Origin of the sequence: Pseudovibrio sp. POLY-S9 (assembly GCF_001431305.1) — a bacterium.
GTDB lineage: Bacteria > Pseudomonadota > Alphaproteobacteria > Rhizobiales > Stappiaceae > Pseudovibrio.
Map to the genome: position 1 here is coordinate 109,822 of NZ_LCWX01000145.1, position 16,430 is coordinate 126,251.

Sequence of the window (16,430 nt, forward strand, 5' to 3'; positions counted from 1 at the left end):
TTTACATTTCAAAGGTATCTTTCCAGCATGAGCGAAAAGAAGCGCGGTTTTTTCAGTCGCCTGTTTGGCGGTTCCTCAGAAGAAACACAGAGCCTGCAGGAGGAAAAAGCTCCTGACAGTGCAGAGCTTCGTGAGTCTTTAGAAGGCGTTCAATCCGTTCCGCTTGACCCTGTTAAAGGCCTTGAAGAAACGGCTGAAGCAATCGCAGATGAAACTCTTGATCTGGAAAATCCAGAGCTCACACCTGAGTTGGAGCCTGCGACCGAAGAGAAAGTTTCTGATAAGCCTCATGATTTGGATGAGGCAGAAACCAAAGCCCTAGAAGAGACCGCCTACCTGGACAATGACGATCTGCATGAAGAAAATTCAGCAGACGTTGAGCCTGAGCAAGATATACTTTCCCCAAAGGTCAGCGATGATGCTGCGCCCGTTGCTGAGGATACTGCCGATGGACAACCCGTTCTCACAGATGAGATCACTGAAGCATCAGGAACAGCGGAAGGACCTGAAGAAGCAGGAAGCTCTGAAAGTGTTCGGGAAAGCGGAGGATCCGGAGGAGACGAGGAAACTGGAGCGGTCGAAGAGAGCCGAGAGGCTGAAGAAGCTGGAGAAACTCCGGGAATTGCGGAAACTGGAGAAGATGTTCCAGTAAAAACGAGCTGGTTCCAGCGTCTTAAAGCCGGGCTCTCCCGTTCTTCCAATGCCCTATCCGAGGGCATCAGCTCGATCTTCACCAAGCGCAAGCTGGATGCAGATACTCTTGAAGAGCTGGAAGATATTCTGATTCAAGCAGACCTTGGCATTGATACAGCGATTGCGATTACCGACCGTGTATCTGATGGTCGCTATGATAAGGAAATTTCAGGCGAGGAAGTCCGCAGCATCCTTGCTGAAGAAATTGAAAGCGTCCTTGAACCTGTTGCTAAACCGCTGGACCTTGAAAGCGGTCATAAACCACACATTGTCTTGATGGTTGGCGTAAACGGTACAGGCAAAACCACCACAATCGGTAAGCTATCATCTCTGCTGCATGAGCAGGGTAAGAAAGTGATGCTCGCAGCGGGCGACACATTCCGCGCTGCAGCTGTTGAACAGCTGAAAATTTGGGGTGAGCGCACTGGCGCTGAAGTTGTGGCGCGCGATACCGGTGCAGATGCTGCTGGCCTTGCATACGATGCCGTTGATGCCGCTCTCAGCAACGACACAGATGTGCTGTTGATTGATACCGCTGGTCGCTTGCAGAACAAAGCTGAGTTGATGGATGAGCTTGAGAAGATCATCCGTGTGATCCGTAAGCGCGTTCCCGATGCACCGCATACCACTTTGCTGACCCTCGATGCGACCACAGGCCAGAATGCTCTGTCTCAGGTGGAGATTTTCGGCAAGGTTGCTGGTGTAACTGGTCTTGTGATGACCAAGCTGGACGGCACAGCCCGAGGCGGTATTCTGGTGGCGATTGCCCGTAAATACGGCCTGCCCGTGCACTTCATTGGCGTGGGTGAAGGCGTAGAAGACCTTGAGCCATTCTCAGCAAAAGACTTTGCAGCAGCGATTGCTGGCAAAGATCATGAGCAAGACTAACTAAGCTATGTGATTTGGGAAGGCGTCTTGCGCCTTTCCACTCCTACCTACTTTCAGATCATTTTCTTCGAGTTCATTGGACACGCCAGAGCAATCAGATAGACTGGTTCTTCTGTTGCCGTGCCATCAATTTGTGAGCTCTTTCATGACACTTGAGTATCTTCTGACCTCTTTCATTGTTGTTCTGTTGCCCGGCACAGGTGTGCTTTACACGATTGCTATCGGGCTTGGGAAAGGGCTTAAGCCAAGTGTTGCTGCTGCGTTTGGCTGTACGCTTGGGATTGTTCCAGCAGCTTTGGCAAGTATTATTGGGGTGGCGGCGATCTTTCATAGCAGCGCCCTTGCTTTTCAGATCCTGAAGTATCTTGGGGTTGCTTATCTGCTTTACATGTCATGGAGCATCCTGCGCAGTGGTGGCGCGCTGGAAGTGAGTGGCGAAAGCCGCGAGAGAACTCTTTATCGCACCGCACTCGACGGTATTCTGCTTAATGTGCTGAACCCAAAGCTGTCTCTGTTTTTCCTCGCTTTCCTCCCTCAGTTCGTTTCTCCTGGTAGTGAAAATGCAACACCTGCTCTGCTCTTCCATGCCTTTGTTTTTATGGCACTTACATTTGTTGTTTTCATCGGGTACGGCGCAATGGCGTCGCTGGCCCGCGATTATGTGATCAACCGCCCAAAAGTTATGGCTTGGCTCAAACGAGGTTTTGCAGCTACGTTTGGCGCGCTTGGTGTTAAGCTGGCACTCTCTGAGAACTGATAGGCTTCCTGCATTTCTGGAACAACAAACTACTGGAACACAATGGAAAATTTAAAACTCAGGTTCCCGCCTGTGGCTGTCTTCTTTAGCTTTGCGGTTATCATCTGGATGGTTGCAACACTGCTTCCCGGAGATATCAATCTGCATGGTGCAGAGACAGCATTTCTTGTGATTGGCATCGGAGCTGGTGGTTATTTTGGAGTGACCGGGCTTTCTGAGTTCCGCAGAGCGCGGACAACAACAAGCCCTACACATCCTGAAAATGCGAGCGCGATTGTTTCTGACGGAATTTACTCCAAAACGCGCAATCCGATGTATCTGGGTTTGCAGTTCATCCTGTTGGGATGGGCCATCTTTCAGGGGAACTTGTTCGCTATTCCAGTTGCTCTGGGTTTTGCTGTCTATATCACCCTGTTCCAGATCAAACCGGAAGAAGACCTTTTAGAAGAGAACTTTGGTCAAGAGTACCTTGCCTACAAAGCACGCGTCCGGCGCTGGATGTAAGTTCTCCGCACGATACACAAGCGCTTTGCCTTGAATGCTTCAACCTCCACTTCCTTTTGTTACCCTATGGTAAGAATGCACAAGTAGTGTCCCTAGCGTGATACTGGCCGTTGATCCAAAAGAAACAACAAAAGGGAGATCCTGATGGCCGTGCTTATGAAGTTTGATGATATCGATCAGGTTTACAAAGAAACCAGCAAAATCAAAGCAAGCCTGAAGAAAGCCAAGGTTGACGAAAAGACCGAGGATGCTTTCATGAAAGAGCTGAACCAGAAGAAGAAACGCGCGGAAGGCAAATTTTTGGATGAAGTGAACAACGACTCCAAAATTAAGAACTTCAAGGCTGAATCTTTAAAAGGGGACGGTGGCTTCACAAAAGCACTGAAGGAAGCTGCAAAGCGGACGCCAATCCAGCTGATGGAAGCGAGTGGTAAGGTTACGCTAAAAGTCGGCAAGGATGTTGTTGTCGGAACCTAGTTCCTTACTTCCACCGTAGATTTGCTATGACCATGGCCGAATGTTCGGCCATGGGTAAGTTCTTATTGCTCATTGAGCAGAGGCAGCAGCACATCAAGAGCTAATGACGCCCTCAATTGCTTCCAGACGGAATGCAGCAGCCATCAGGGCCTTGGTGTACTCGGTCTGCGGATTGTCAAAGACCTCGTCTGACGTCCCCGCCTCCATCACCTTGCCATGCTGCATAACGACCACATCATTGGCGAGTGCACGGACGACCTTAAGGTCGTGCGAGATGAACAGATACGCCAAGCCATGAGCCTTTTGTAGATCGCGGAGCAGGTCGACAACCTGCGCCTGAACGCTCATATCCAGCGCTGACGTTGGTTCATCCAGCATCACAAACTTCGGCTCAAGCACCATTGCCCGCGCAATCGAGATACGTTGACGCTGCCCGCCTGAGAATTCATGCGGATAACGGAACCTTGTAGCTGCATCCAGCCCCACTTCTTCCAGCGCACCTGCAACTTTGGCTTCCCGCTCTTTGGCCGTGAGGTTGGGCATGTGGATCTTGAGGCCTTCGCCAGCAATTTCCGAGACTGACATACGCGGCGACAGGGAGCCGAATGGATCCTGAAACACGATTTGCATATCCCGGCGCAGCGGACGCATCTGCTTCCACGAGTGTTCCTGAATATCAGAGCCATTGAAGCTGATCTGACCGTTTGAGGAGATCATACGCAGGATCGCAAGTCCCAGCGTGGTCTTACCTGATCCACTTTCGCCCACAATGCCCAGTGTCTGCCCAGCGCGAACGGTCACATCAATGCCATCAACTGCTTTGATGTGGCTGACTGTTTTACGCAGAAAGCCGCGTTTGACGGGAAACCAGACCTTGAGGTCTTTGGCTTCCATGACAATTGGCTGACTGGTATCTCCGGCAGGTGGATGCCCTTTAGGTTCTGCCGCCAGCAGATGCTGGGTGTATTCGTGTTGAGGGCTTTCGAAAATATCTTCGGTATCGCCGTGTTCGACAATTTTGCCCTGTGTCATCACACAAACACGATCAGAGATCCGGCGAACAATGCCGAGATCGTGCGTGATGAAGAGCATGGCCATGCCTGTGCTCTTCTGCAGGTCTTTCAGCAGTTGCAGGATTTGCGCCTGAACCGTGACATCAAGTGCTGTTGTCGGTTCATCCGCAATCAGCAGGTCCGGCTCGTTTGCCAATGCCATGGCGATCATGACACGTTGGCGCTGTCCACCGGAGAGCTGATGCGGATAGGACTTCAGGCGTTCTTCCGGATTTGGAATGCCAACCTGATCCAAAAGTTCCAGTACCCGCTTTCGGGCATTCGTCTCACCGAGGCCGCGGTGGATCTTCAGAATCTCCGCGATCTGCTGTTCGATGGTGTGTAGCGGGTTCAGTGAACTCATAGGCTCTTGAAAGATCATGGAGATCTTGTTGCCACGCACACTACGCATTTCGCTTTCAGTCGCTGCTATCAGATCTTGGCCCTGATAGACGATCTTGCCAGTTGGATGGCTCGCAGACGGATAAGGCAAAAGCTTGAGCACGGACAGTGCTGAAACAGATTTGCCTGAGCCACTTTCGCCCACAAGTGCGACGGTCTCGCCTTCCTTGATGTCGAAAGAAATCTGGTCAACGGCGAGATTTTCCTTTTCGCCTTGTTGGAAGGCGATGGAAAGGTCCTCAACAGAGAGGAGCGTTTGATTATCAGTCATATGCGATCCTCCCTTCTTCAGTTCATCGTTTTACGTGGATCAAAGGCGTCGCGAACCGCTTCACCGATGAAGATCAACAGGCTGAGCATGATCGACAGGACGAAAAAGCCTGTCATGCCAAGCCAAGGTGCCTGAAGGTTGTTCTTGCCTTGCTTGAGCAGCTCACCCAGCGAGGCGGAGCCCGGAGGCAGGCCGAAGCCGAGGAAGTCCAGCGCCGTCAGCGTGGAGATGGACCCATTGAGGATGAACGGCATGAATGTAAGCGTTGCGACCATCGCGTTTGGCAGCAGGTGGCGGCGCATGATGGTGCCATTGGAAACGCCCAGCGCACGCGCAGCCGAGATGTACTCGAAGTTCCTGCCTCTCAGGAATTCCGCCCGGACCACGCCAACCAAAGCCACCCACGAGAATGCGAGCAGGATTGAGAAGAGGATCCAGAACCCCGGCGTCAGCACCGACGAGATGATCAAAATGAGGTAGAGCGTCGGCATTGCCGTCCAGATTTCAATGAAGCGCTGGAAACCAAGGTCGACCCAACCACCGTAGAAGCCCTGTATGGCACCGGCACCAATGCCGATGACGGAGGATGCCAGTGTTAGCGCCAGACCGAAGAGCACGGAGATACGGAAACCGTAGACAAGGCGGGCGAGGACATCACGGCCCTGATCGTCAGTGCCGAGCCAGTTCCAGTTGCCGATTGTACAATTCGGATCGTTCACACCCTCTGCATAACGCTCGCAGCGCAGTTCCTTATCCATCATCCAGCTTGGGGGAGCTGGTGCGGGGACCGGGATTTCGTTGTTGACCGTCTGGTAGGAATAGCGGATCGGAGGCCAGAGAATCCAGCCGTCGGCATCGATCTCTTCCTGAATAAATGGATCACGATAGTCCGTCGTTGCAAGGAAACCGCCGAACTTTTCCTCTGGGTAATCCGTAAAGACCGGCATGAGCAGCTCGCCCTTATAGGAAACCAGGATTGGGCGGTCGTTGGTGATGAATTCTGCACCCAGAGCGAGCACAAACAGGACGAGGAAAATCCAAAGGGACCAGTATCCACGCTTGTTGGCTTTGAAGTTTTGCAGGCGGCGCTGGTTGAGAGGAGACAGCTTTTGCCGCTTTTCAGGCGGTTGCGTCTGCTCTGGCAGCGGATTGATTGTTTCGTAGCCCTGATCCTGAAGGCGTTTTTCGAGTTGTGTGTCCATTGCTCGTTACACCTCCCGGCTTTCGAAATCGATCCGGGGATCAATCCAGGTGTAGGTGAGGTCTGAAACCAGATTCACAATCAAACCCATCAACGAGAAGATATAAAGCGTGGCGAACATAACTGCATAGTCACGGTTAAGCGCTGACTCAAAGCCTAGCAAGCCAAGGCCATCAAGCGAGAAGATCGTCTCAATGAGGAGCGAGCCTGCAAAGAACGCCGAGATGAACGCACCCGGAAAGCCAGCGACAACGATAAGCATCGCATTGCGGAAGACATGGCCATAAAGCACCTGACGCTCTGTCAGGCCTTTGGCGCGAGCAGTCTGAACGTATTGCTTTCGGATTTCATCGAGGAAAGAATTCTTCGTCAAAAGCGTTGTTGTTGCAAAGGCGGAGAGCGCCATCGCAGTCAATGGCAAGACCAGATGCCAGAAGTAGTCGAGGATACGTTGTGGCCATGACATATCGCTCCAGCCCTCTGAGGTGAGACCTCGGAGCGGGAAGAAGTCCCAAAAGGAGCCCCCGGCAAAGAGAACAATCAGCATGATTGCAAACAGGAAGCCCGGGATTGCATAGCCAACAATGATGATGCTGGACGTCCAGACATCGAACGAGGTGCCGTCTTTTACTGCTTTGCGAATGCCGAGGGGAATCGAAATGCCATAGGAGATGAGCGTCATCCAAAGGCCCAGCGAGATGGATACCGGCAGTTTTTCGACAATCAGATCAACAACAGCAATGTCACGGAAATAGCTTTCGCCGAAATTGAAGGTCGCGTAGTCCAAGATCAAGCGCCCAAAACGCTCCAAAGGAGGCTTATCGAAGCCAAACTGGACCTCGAGGTCCTTGATGAACTCCGGATCAAGGCCCTGTGCTCCTCGATACTTTGATCCTGCACTGTCTCCTCCGCCCTGATTGGCTGCAGCAGAACTTCCAAAATCACTTCCACCACCCGAAATGCGGCTGGTTGCGGATACACTATCCCCTTGCAATTGAGCGATAACTTGCTCAATCGGTCCGCCTGGTGCGAACTGAATAATGACAAAGTTGATTGCCATGATGCCGATAAGAGTCGGGATCATCAAAAGCAATCTACGCAGAATATAGGCGCCCATGGGCTTCTTTGTCCCTAACTTTCCTTGCCGATGCGAGCGGCTTTTTCTGTATCCACCCACCACGTCGCTTCTACGGGGAAGGCATATGCCGGCATATCATTCGGAATGCCGAACATGTCCCAGACAGCTACTGTGTGGAAGGCTTTGAACCACTGCGGCACCCAGTAATAGCCTGCGCGCAGAACTCTATCCAATGCTCTGGCAGCGGTTATCATTTCCTCACGCGAGGATGCATTCAGCGCCTTATCCACCAAATCGTCGACAGCAGGCACCTTGATGCCCGAGAGATTGTAAGATCCGAAGGTTTCCGCAGAAGCCGATGTCCAGAAGTTGCGGATGCTCGGCCCGAGTGTCGGAGTCAGAGAAAAACGATGCCCGACAATGTCATAATCGAAATCATCTACACGCTTCTGGAACTGTGCCGGATCAACGACGCGGAAGCTTGCTTCAATGCCTAACAGTCTGAGATTCTTGACATATGGCAGTACAATTCGTTCGAAAGCAGGTGAGTTGGAAAGGAATTCCATTTGCAGCTGCTTTCCGTCAGGCCCGATCAATTGCTCACCGCGTCTGTAGTAGCCTGCCTCCTTGAGCAGAAGCGAGGCTTCTCTGAGGAGTTTGCGATCCTGACCTGAACCATTGGAAACCGGTTGTGTGATCGCTTCGCCAAAGACCCCATCTGGCAGGTCTTTCTTGTAAGGCTCAAGCAGGGCCAGTTCGGCATCGCTTGGCAGACCAACAGCCTTCATCTCCGAGTTTTCGAAGAACGACTGGGTTCTGGTGTACAGATCATAAAACAGAGCGGAATTTGACCACTCAAAATCGAAGGCGTAGCCGAGCGCTTCACGGACCTTGGGATTGGTGAACTTTTCTTTGCGCGTGTTGAGGAACCAGCCTTGCGCCCCTGATGGGAGGCGGATGGCAAACTCCTTCTTGGCAACACGTCCCTCTGTCAATGCAGGGAAGTTGTATTCCGTCGCCCAGGTCTTGGAGGAAAACTCCTCGTGGAACGTTAAACGGCCTTTCTTGAAGGCTTCAAATGTTGCTTGTCGATCGCGGAAGAAGTCGAGGCGAATGATCTCGAAATTGTGGTGGCCATTGTTGACCGGCAGGTCTTTTGCCCAGTAATTCTCTACCTTTTTGTACTCTATGTACCGGCCAATCTCATAGCGTCCGACCATATATGGTCCCGAGGACAACGGCGGTGTCAGTGTTGACGCCTCGAAGTTGTAGCGGGTGTAGTACGCTTTTGAGAGGATAGGGAGAGTTGCTATCAATAAGGGAAGTTGCCTGCTGTGATTACCTGAAAAAGCGATCGTGACAGTGTGTTCATCAGGTGCGGTCGCAGAAACCATTTCCTTGATGGACTGGCTGATAATCGGGTGCCCTTTTTCCTTCAGAAGGTTCAGACTGAAGGCAACATCTTCTGCATTGAGCATTGATCCGTCATGGAACCGGGCTTCTGGCCTAATTTTGAAGGTGACGAAGTTGCCGTCTTCAGAGACCAGAGCGCTTTCGGCCACCAGACCATATACGGCATCCGGCTCATCATAGGCACGCACCATCAGGCTATCAAAACAGAGCTCCATACGCGGTGGGGCATCTCCTTTGAGGATGAAGGTGTTGAACGTGTTGAAGGTCTGCGGGTTCTGATTGTAGCCCCAGCTCGGCGCAGTCATGGCGATTTTGCCACCAACCGGAGCTTCGGGATTGACGTAGTCAAACGCCGTGAAATCCTTTGGGTACTTCAGATCACCAAAGACAGAGAGGCCGTGGCTTAAGGTTCCCGCCTGAACCGGCAGGGCTCCACCGGGCACCAGAAAGGCTGCTGCAGTGGCCGCGCTGAAGTGCAGGAAGCTACGTCTACTGATTTGGCTAAGCGTCATCAATTGGCCTCCTCTATCTTCTTGGCTTTTTCTTCGTCCCACCACCAAACGGTTGGGAAACCTATGGAGAATTCAGGAAGCTGTTTTGGGTGTGCGAAACGATCCCACCGCGCAACGCGGCTGAATGGAGATGTCCAACCTGGAACAACGTATTGCTCCCACATCAGGATACGGTCTAAAGCCTTGGTTGCTGCAACCAGTTCGTCACGATCATCAGAGTTGATGATGATATCAATCAGCTCGTCGATGGCAGGGTTCTTGATACCCGCATAGTTTTGAGAGGCTTCGCTATCCGCTGCATTTGAGCCCCAATACTCTCTCTGCTCATTGCCTGGAGAAAGAGACTGCGCCCAGCCGGTATAGATCATGCCGAAATCACGGCTGCGGACGCGGTTGACATATTGTGAGCTGTCGACGACGCGCAGCTGCAGGTCAATACCAAGCTTCTTCAGCGAGGCCTGATAACGAAGAGCTACACGCTCAAAGCGGCCACCATTCATCAGGTATTCGATTGTAAATGGTTCGCCAGTCTCTTTGTTGACGAGCTTACCTTGCTTTTGCACGTAACCAGCGTCTCTAAGAAGGCCGATTGCCTTTCTCAGATTGGAGCGCTCCTGACGGGAATCTTCGGATACCGGGTTCTCGTAGGGCTCTGTAAAGACGGCTTCAGGCACTGGCGCTTTCAAAGACTTCAGAATTTCCAGCTCACGCCCTTCTGGCAGGCCTGCAGATGCGAGCTTTGTTCCGTCGAAGTAGCTGGTGAAACGGCTGTATTGATCAAAGAAGATCGTGCGGTTCATTTCCTGGAAATTCAAGGCATAGTTCAGTGCCCGGCGCACGCGGCGATCCTGAAACTTCTCTTTGCGGGTGTTAAGAATGAAGCCCAGCATCAAGCCACTACCACGATACGTCTGCGGGAATTTTTCCAGCACCACATGGTTGGCTTTCACAGCAGGAATATCGTAGGCGGTTGCCCAGTTCTTTGCCGTGGTTTCCGTGCGCCAGTCAAAACGGTCAGCCTTAAAGGCTTCAAGCTGCACGGTTTCGTCGCGGTAGTAATCGTAGGCGATTGTGTCGAAGTTGTTGGAACCAACATTTACATTCAGATCTTGCCCCCAATAGTCGTCAACGCGCTCAAATGAGATTGAACGCCCAGGTACGACTTCTCCGATGCGGTACGGGCCAGAGCCGAGAGGCACTTCCAAAGTGCTTCTGGAAATGTCACGCGCATTTCCAGAAGCATCTTTCTCATTCCACCAATGCTTTGGCATGATGTAGAGCGAACCAAGGATTTGCGGGGCTTCTCTGTTACCCGGTTTATCGAAGTTGAAGCGGATCTCTGTCGGGCTCAGAATGTCGTAGCCCGTAACATGACGGTAATAGTATTTTCTGGAAGGATCTTGCGTGGTCCATTGATCGAATGACCATCCCACATCTTCTGTGGTGATTGGTTTGCCATCGTGCCAGCGTGCATCAGGGCGTAAGCGATAGACCACCCACGCAAAGTCCTCGGGATATTTCATCGCATCAACGATCAAGCCATATTCAGTCGAGGACTCGCTCATTGATGGGGTCATCAGGGTATCGTAGATGAGGCCCAGTCCACCTGCACGAATGCCCTTTGATGCCACAAGGTTCAAACTGTCAAAGGTGCCCGTTGCCGAGAGACGCACCCTGCCCCCTTTGGGAGCATCCGGATTGACATAGGGGAAGTGCGCGAAACCTTCCGGCATCTGAGGAGCGCTGATGAGGGAGTCTGCATACCGCCATTCAGGCTCACTGGTTTCAGCAATTGCTGCGGAGGATGTCAGACTTGCAATGGCAAGCGCCAAGCCTGTCAGTGAGCTATATAGTCTGGTACGCACAGCATTCCTCCATAAATACAATCAGTAGTTCTAGCGTAGAAAAAACACCACGCGCTGAAAATTGAACTTTTCTTGCAGCTTTCAGCCAAACTTAAACTAAGATTACGGCTGAAAACACTTCCACGACAACGTCTTTTGCCAAGATGACAAAAATTTAACTGGAAGAAACGAGGAAAAGGTTAGCATTCACGCAAATTCAGACAATAAAAAAGCCGGGATCAAATCCCGGCTCTTTAACAATTCTACCCTCACATATGTGGGAGAGATATCAATTCAATATTAATTGATCGGTACTGGGTTGTCTGAAAGTGAACGCAGGTAAGCGATCAGGTCAGCGCGTGGCTTGTCTTTCTTCAGACCAGCGTAGCCCATGGATGTACCAGAAACATGTTTCTTAGGTGCTTTGATGAACTCGTTGAGCTGCTCAAAGGACCACTCAGGATTGTTTGCCGCAAATTCCTGCATCGCTGAGGAATAAGAGAAGCCATCATGAGATGCAGGTGAGCGACCTACAACACCCCAGAGGCCCGGGCCAACTTTGTTTTTTCCACCCTGATCGAAGGTGTGACAAGCTGCACATTTTTTAGCTTGTTTCGCACCAGCATCCGCAGAAGCAGTGGTGAGCAGCTCTTCAATTGAGACGACCTTGACTTCTTCCGCAGCTTCATCACCTGCGCCGTTGTCGGCACCAGCGACTTCAATCTCAAAACCGCGTTTCTCGTTTCCATGAGGCGCAAAGATGACTTCCGTCAAAACACTCAGGCCCATGAATACAACCAAGGCGAACAGAATTGCGCCGGCAATTTTGTTCAGTTCAAACGAATTCATAGCTCACACGCTCCGAATATTTGGTTAGGCTAGCCTTCATGCAGCAGGCACGGCACCTAACTCGATATGTGTATTTTGCTGGGAAACTACAGTTATTTTCGGGCACTTGTCCATAATTTAATTAGTGTTTTTCCTAGGTCTTTTGCAGTGATGTGGACCACAGGTTGATGTTTGAGAGCTCAAAAAACCAAGGAACACAGCAACTCTCGCCGGTCAGCAGTTTAAAATGGCTATAAACTACTGATTTATTCGAGGATATCCCGCTCAGGCCAATTCAGATTGCAGTGAAGGCGCAGCGCAACCAATTTACCTGAACTCAAGAGAATGCGACAAAATATCACACCAAAGCGCTTTTAGATCTGGGGATTTCATTACAGAGCACCCAACAGGACCCTAAACGCGTTCATTCTTGAGGTCTTTTCACCTTAAGTTTCGCCTCTGAGTATTATTAAGGTTTGCAATCCCTCACATCTAGGGCAATTTGTGCGAGGGGCTTTTTCGCGACTGTTGGCGAAGCCTCAAATGTATCAGGTTTCTAAATTGCCGTGAGTATAATGATGTCAGATCAGCGCAAAGTCGTGTTTCAAGGAGAAGTGGGAGCTAACTCCCATATGGCGTGCAACGCCGTTTACCCAGAGTATCAAGCTATCCCTTGCGCGACTTTTGAAGACTGCTTCCACGCGATCGAGACCGGAGAAGCAGAACTTGGCATGATCCCGATCGAAAATTCAGTTGCGGGACGCGTTGCGGACATTCACCACCTGCTTCCTCGCAGCAATCTGCACATTATCGGCGAATACTTCATGCCGATTCGGTTTCAGCTGATGGGCATCAAAGGCACCAAGCTGGAAGAGCTGAAGAGTGTTCAAAGCCATATCATGGGGCTTGGACAATGCCGAAACTTCATTCGCGATCATAACCTTAAGCCGATTATTGGCGCTGACACAGCTGGATCCGCACGCCAGGTTGTTGAAGGTGGCGACAAAACAATCGGGGCCTTTGCTCCAGAGCTTGCGGCTGATGTTTATGGTCTGGATATCCTCGCACGTGATTGTGAAGACGCTGCCCATAACACGACCCGTTTCGTGATCCTCTCTCGCGAGAAAAAGCAGACTGCGAACACTGGCCAGCCGATCATCACGACCTTCATTTTCCGTGTTCGAAACGTTTCTGCTGCTCTTTACAAAGGGTTAGGCGGTTTTGCGACCAACAACGTCAACATGACGAAGCTGGAATCCTATCAGCTTGAAGGTCAGTTTTTCGCCTCCATGTTTTACGCAGATATTGAAGGACACCCAGAAGAACCCAACGTAGCCCTTGCACTTGAGGAGCTGGCGTTTTATTCGACTGAACTGAATATTCTTGGGGTGTACAACGCTAGCCCGTTCCGCGAAAAAATTCGGGAACCTGAGGCTAACCGTGCTTTGCGTCCTACACCAGGGAAATAACAGTTGTAGGCCTTGCTCCAACGGTGAGTCACCTATGTATCGTTCCGGGCGCTTGTGATCCGGGCTAGTTACAAGGACTTTACATGTCTGAATTCAAGTTTGATGCATTGTGCATCGGCAATGCAATCACTGACGTCTTCTCTCATGTAGAAGATAGCTTTCTCGTTGAGCAGTCTTTGGTAAAAGGCTCCATGCGCCTGGTCGATACAGACGAAGCGCTGCGCCTTTATGACCTGATGGGTCAAACAACGCGCATCTCCGGTGGCAGTGCAGGCAATACTGCTGCTGGTATCGCTTCGCTTGGTGGTGCGCCTGCCTTTATCGGCAAAGTCGCAGCTGATGAAGTTGGGGACGTTTACCGCCATGACATGAACAGCATTGGCGCCCACTTCAACACAGGCCCGCTGCGTGATGATCTTGCGTCTGGCCGCTCCATGATCCTGATCACCCCGGACGGTGAGCGGACCATGAACACCTATCTGGGTGCAGCGACCAAACTGACTGCGTTTGATATCGACCGCGACGTGGTTGCTAATTCTGCAATCACTTACATGGAAGGTTATCTCTGGGACGAAGAAGCGGCGAAAAATGCGTTTCTTGAAGCTTCCAGAATTGCCCATGAAGCAGGGCAGTTGGTGTCGCTTTCATTGTCAGACAGTTTCTGCGTTGATCGTTTCCGGGATGAGTTCCTGAAGCTGATCCGCGAAGACAAGGTCGACATTCTGTTTGCCAATGAGCATGAGCTCAAAGCGCTCTACCAGACCTCTGACATTGAAACTGCGATTGCGATGGTGCGCGAGGATTGCACACTGACCGCTCTGACATTGGGCTCAGAAGGCGCTATGGCGATTTCTCGCGAGGAAACCGTACATGTGCCAGCTTCCGCTATTATTGGCGGTGTGCGTGACCTGACAGGCGCTGGAGACCTGTTTGCGTCTGGCTTCCTGTTTGGTCTGGCGCGTGATTTCAGCCTGAGCGATTGTGCCGAGCTGGGTTGTCTTTGTGCTGGTGAGGTTATCAGCCACGTTGGTGCGCGCCCTGAAAAGCCGCTTAATCAGATTGCAGAGCAGACTGGCTTCACTCTTAAAGCCTAGCCCTTTATTTTCATGCGTATTCTTATCCGAAAACCGGGACCACTTTTCGGGAATACGCTCGAGCGAACTGAAAATATTAATTCAGGCGGCTTGCGGGCCGCCTTTTTTATTTGCTGATTTGCTGAATATCTTCTGCGCTGTTTATCTGAAAGAAGAGCGGCTGTGCGGTGCCGATGTGCATGCGCTCGGTCTCTTTTTGATTAAGCTTGCAAATCTTCGAGATCAGCCCTCGAATTGTGTTCCGATGCGAGGAGATGATGACGTTTTTTCCATTCATCAACTGAGGTAGAACACGGTGCTTGAACACACCATGGGCTCTGTTGGCCGTCATCTCCACACTTTCACCACCGGGCGGTACGGCGTGCAATGAGTGACGCCATTGGTGCACTTGCTCCACGCCGTGTTCCTGAACCGCGCTTTCGATAGGAAGGCCTGTGAGATCACCATAGGCCCTTTCATTGAAGAGCTTGTCCTCAATGACATGCAGATGAGATTGCTCAGCTTCTTCAAGGATGAGATCCAGTGTTTTGCGGGCTCGCCTAAGGCCTGATGAATAGGCCAGATCGAACTGGATTGCCTGAGAGTTGAGAGTACGACCTGCGTTTCGGGCTTCTTCAATGCCTTTGGCACTCAGCTCAGGATTGGCTTGTCCTGAGAAAACCTTTAGCGCATTCCATTCGCTTTGCCCGTGGCGCACCAACACCAACAATCCCATAAAACACGCCTCTCAGATCTTCTTTGTGTGCGTGTCTTATATAGGTTCAATTGCAGCTCTAAACCCGACTTTCGTTAAAACATCCAATGATGATTTCAGGCAGGCTCCAGAATGTTGGTGGGCAGACCATCCAGACTTGTGGCATTGTGCTTGCGCCAGTAGTTCTCCAACTCCTCACGATCCATCGTCTCGTAGTAGGGCAGGAATTCTTTTTCAACGCGCGTATCAACCAAATCCATGCGCGGGACTGTTGAGCCGCATGAGGTCTGAATGAGTTCGATATCAAGGTCGAAGATTTGTCTGCACCCCGGCAGGTCGGGGAACTGAGCGACCAGTTTGGCCCAGTCCTCATCTCTTGGATGAATGACCTTTGATGTTCCAAACACCCGAAGCGTGAGGCGCTGCTCGCCGAACGAACAGAACATGAGGGTCATGCGGCCATCATCTTGTACGTGGGTGGCTGTCTCATTGCCAATGCCAGTCAGGTTCAGCCAGATGATGCGCTCGTCACTTAAAACCCTGAGGGTATCCATGCCTTTGGGAGACAGGTTGATGTGCCCTGTGGCAGCAGCTGTTGCGACGAAGAACATTGATTGCTCTTCAATATGCTGACGAAATCTGCGGTTCAGTTTTTTGGCTACGATCATCGGCTTTCTGATGCCTTTTCAGGAGCGACTAGTCGGCGACTGCATATTGGGTGTTGATGCGGCGCTGTTCACTGGCATAGCTGCCAGAACGTCCGCCATTGCGTTTGTCGTAACTTCTTGCCCAGGCCTGCCAGAACTCTTGGGAGCTGCCATCCATCTCGGTGATTTCCGGTTGGACAATCGGTGTCTTCGGCAGGATCGTGTTGGGCAACTGCACGACCTGCAACAAAGGCCGGTGGCGTGGGAAGCTGATTGGGACATCCTGTTTACGCAGCTTTATATTGATGAACAGCGGTGAACAGAACCAGCTGGAGTCAATCATCGCTTCAAAGCAGTCATAACCCGCATTGGACGGCAGGTTGATTGGGCCACGGACCCAATGGCACTGGCCTTCATCGCCGATCAGGCTGTAACCAGCGCCGATCTGAACGATGTCGCCTTCAGGAAACACATCCAGAAATGGCGGGTAGTAATCCTCCAGCCCCTCTGGGCAGGAGTTTTGGTAGTCTTCCACGAAGTCTGTAAGATACAACCGATCCAGCAGGGTCCACTCGCCGTCGGCGCCAAGCCGATAGAGGACCTCAG

Annotated in this window: 15 protein-coding genes; 6 read left to right on the plus strand and 9 right to left on the minus strand. The window is 51.5% G+C overall.

Annotation, left to right across the window (positions count from 1 at the left end):
- Positions 1-27 precede the first annotated feature (27 nt).
- The 4 genes from ftsY (at position 28) to PPL9_RS12805 (ending at position 3,319) form a co-directional block, all read left to right on the plus strand.
- Positions 28-1,581: a signal recognition particle-docking protein FtsY gene (gene ftsY / locus PPL9_RS12790; RefSeq protein WP_057463048.1), complete on the plus strand. Its 1,554-nt coding sequence runs from the start codon at positions 28-30 to the stop codon at positions 1,579-1,581.
- Positions 1,582-1,726: 145 nt separating this feature from the next.
- Positions 1,727-2,338 carry a LysE family translocator gene (locus tag PPL9_RS12795; RefSeq protein ID WP_057463049.1) on the plus strand — a complete coding sequence of 204 codons (612 nt, stop codon included), beginning with the start codon at positions 1,727-1,729 and terminating at the stop codon, positions 2,336-2,338.
- 42 nt (positions 2,339-2,380) lie between these two features.
- Entirely contained in the window at positions 2,381-2,842 is a 462-nt protein-coding gene (locus PPL9_RS12800) for an isoprenylcysteine carboxylmethyltransferase family protein (protein ID WP_057463050.1), read from the plus strand.
- A 144-nt stretch (positions 2,843-2,986) separates the two neighbouring features.
- Positions 2,987-3,319: a hypothetical protein gene (locus PPL9_RS12805; protein ID WP_057463051.1), complete on the plus strand. Its 333-nt coding sequence runs from the start codon at positions 2,987-2,989 to the stop codon at positions 3,317-3,319.
- A gap of 93 nt (positions 3,320-3,412) precedes the next feature.
- Here the strand turns inward: PPL9_RS12805 and PPL9_RS12810 are convergent, their stop codons facing one another.
- From PPL9_RS12810 to PPL9_RS12835, 6 genes are all read right to left on the minus strand, one after another.
- Positions 3,413-5,044 (minus strand): ABC transporter ATP-binding protein, encoded by a 1,632-nt coding sequence (locus tag PPL9_RS12810; RefSeq protein WP_057463052.1) that lies wholly within the window; start codon positions 5,042-5,044, stop codon positions 3,413-3,415.
- A 17-nt stretch (positions 5,045-5,061) separates the two neighbouring features.
- Positions 5,062-6,246: an ABC transporter permease gene (locus tag PPL9_RS12815; protein ID WP_057463053.1), complete on the minus strand. Its 1,185-nt coding sequence runs from the start codon at positions 6,244-6,246 to the stop codon at positions 5,062-5,064.
- A gap of 6 nt (positions 6,247-6,252) precedes the next feature.
- Complete coding sequence (locus tag PPL9_RS12820; RefSeq protein ID WP_057463054.1) at positions 6,253-7,362, minus strand: microcin C ABC transporter permease YejB; 1,110 nt, start codon at positions 7,360-7,362, stop codon at positions 6,253-6,255.
- Between the two features lie 14 nt (positions 7,363-7,376).
- The gene (locus tag PPL9_RS12825; protein WP_057463055.1) at positions 7,377-9,248 is read right to left on the minus strand and encodes an ABC transporter substrate-binding protein; all 1,872 of its coding nucleotides are present in this window, start codon (positions 9,246-9,248) and stop codon (positions 7,377-7,379) included.
- Positions 9,248-11,113: an extracellular solute-binding protein gene (locus PPL9_RS12830; protein WP_057463056.1), complete on the minus strand. Its 1,866-nt coding sequence runs from the start codon at positions 11,111-11,113 to the stop codon at positions 9,248-9,250. The genes PPL9_RS12825 and PPL9_RS12830 overlap by 1 nt, the downstream gene beginning before the upstream one ends.
- 279 nt (positions 11,114-11,392) lie before the next feature.
- Positions 11,393-11,941: a cytochrome c family protein gene (locus tag PPL9_RS12835; RefSeq protein ID WP_057463057.1), complete on the minus strand. Its 549-nt coding sequence runs from the start codon at positions 11,939-11,941 to the stop codon at positions 11,393-11,395.
- Positions 11,942-12,498: 557 nt separating this feature from the next.
- On the opposite strand from PPL9_RS12835, the gene PPL9_RS12840 reads away from it, so the two are divergent.
- Both PPL9_RS12840 and PPL9_RS12845 read left to right on the plus strand, forming a co-directional pair.
- The gene (locus tag PPL9_RS12840; protein WP_057463058.1) at positions 12,499-13,389 is read left to right on the plus strand and encodes a prephenate dehydratase; all 891 of its coding nucleotides are present in this window, start codon (positions 12,499-12,501) and stop codon (positions 13,387-13,389) included.
- A gap of 83 nt (positions 13,390-13,472) precedes the next feature.
- Positions 13,473-14,483: an adenosine kinase gene (locus PPL9_RS12845; RefSeq protein ID WP_057463059.1), complete on the plus strand. Its 1,011-nt coding sequence runs from the start codon at positions 13,473-13,475 to the stop codon at positions 14,481-14,483.
- A gap of 106 nt (positions 14,484-14,589) precedes the next feature.
- Here PPL9_RS12845 and PPL9_RS12850 read toward each other — a convergent pair whose 3' ends face one another.
- The 3 genes from PPL9_RS12850 to PPL9_RS12860 all read right to left on the minus strand — a co-directional run.
- Positions 14,590-15,198 carry a 2,3-bisphosphoglycerate-dependent phosphoglycerate mutase gene (locus PPL9_RS12850; protein ID WP_057463060.1) on the minus strand — a complete coding sequence of 203 codons (609 nt, stop codon included), beginning with the start codon at positions 15,196-15,198 and terminating at the stop codon, positions 14,590-14,592.
- 95 nt (positions 15,199-15,293) lie between these two features.
- Positions 15,294-15,845, minus strand: coding sequence for a pyridoxamine 5'-phosphate oxidase family protein (locus PPL9_RS12855; protein ID WP_057463061.1), 552 nt, complete (start codon positions 15,843-15,845; stop codon positions 15,294-15,296).
- 28 nt (positions 15,846-15,873) lie between these two features.
- A partial coding sequence (locus PPL9_RS12860) for a DUF6065 family protein (protein WP_057463062.1) occupies positions 15,874-16,430 on the minus strand: 557 nt, incomplete at its 5' end.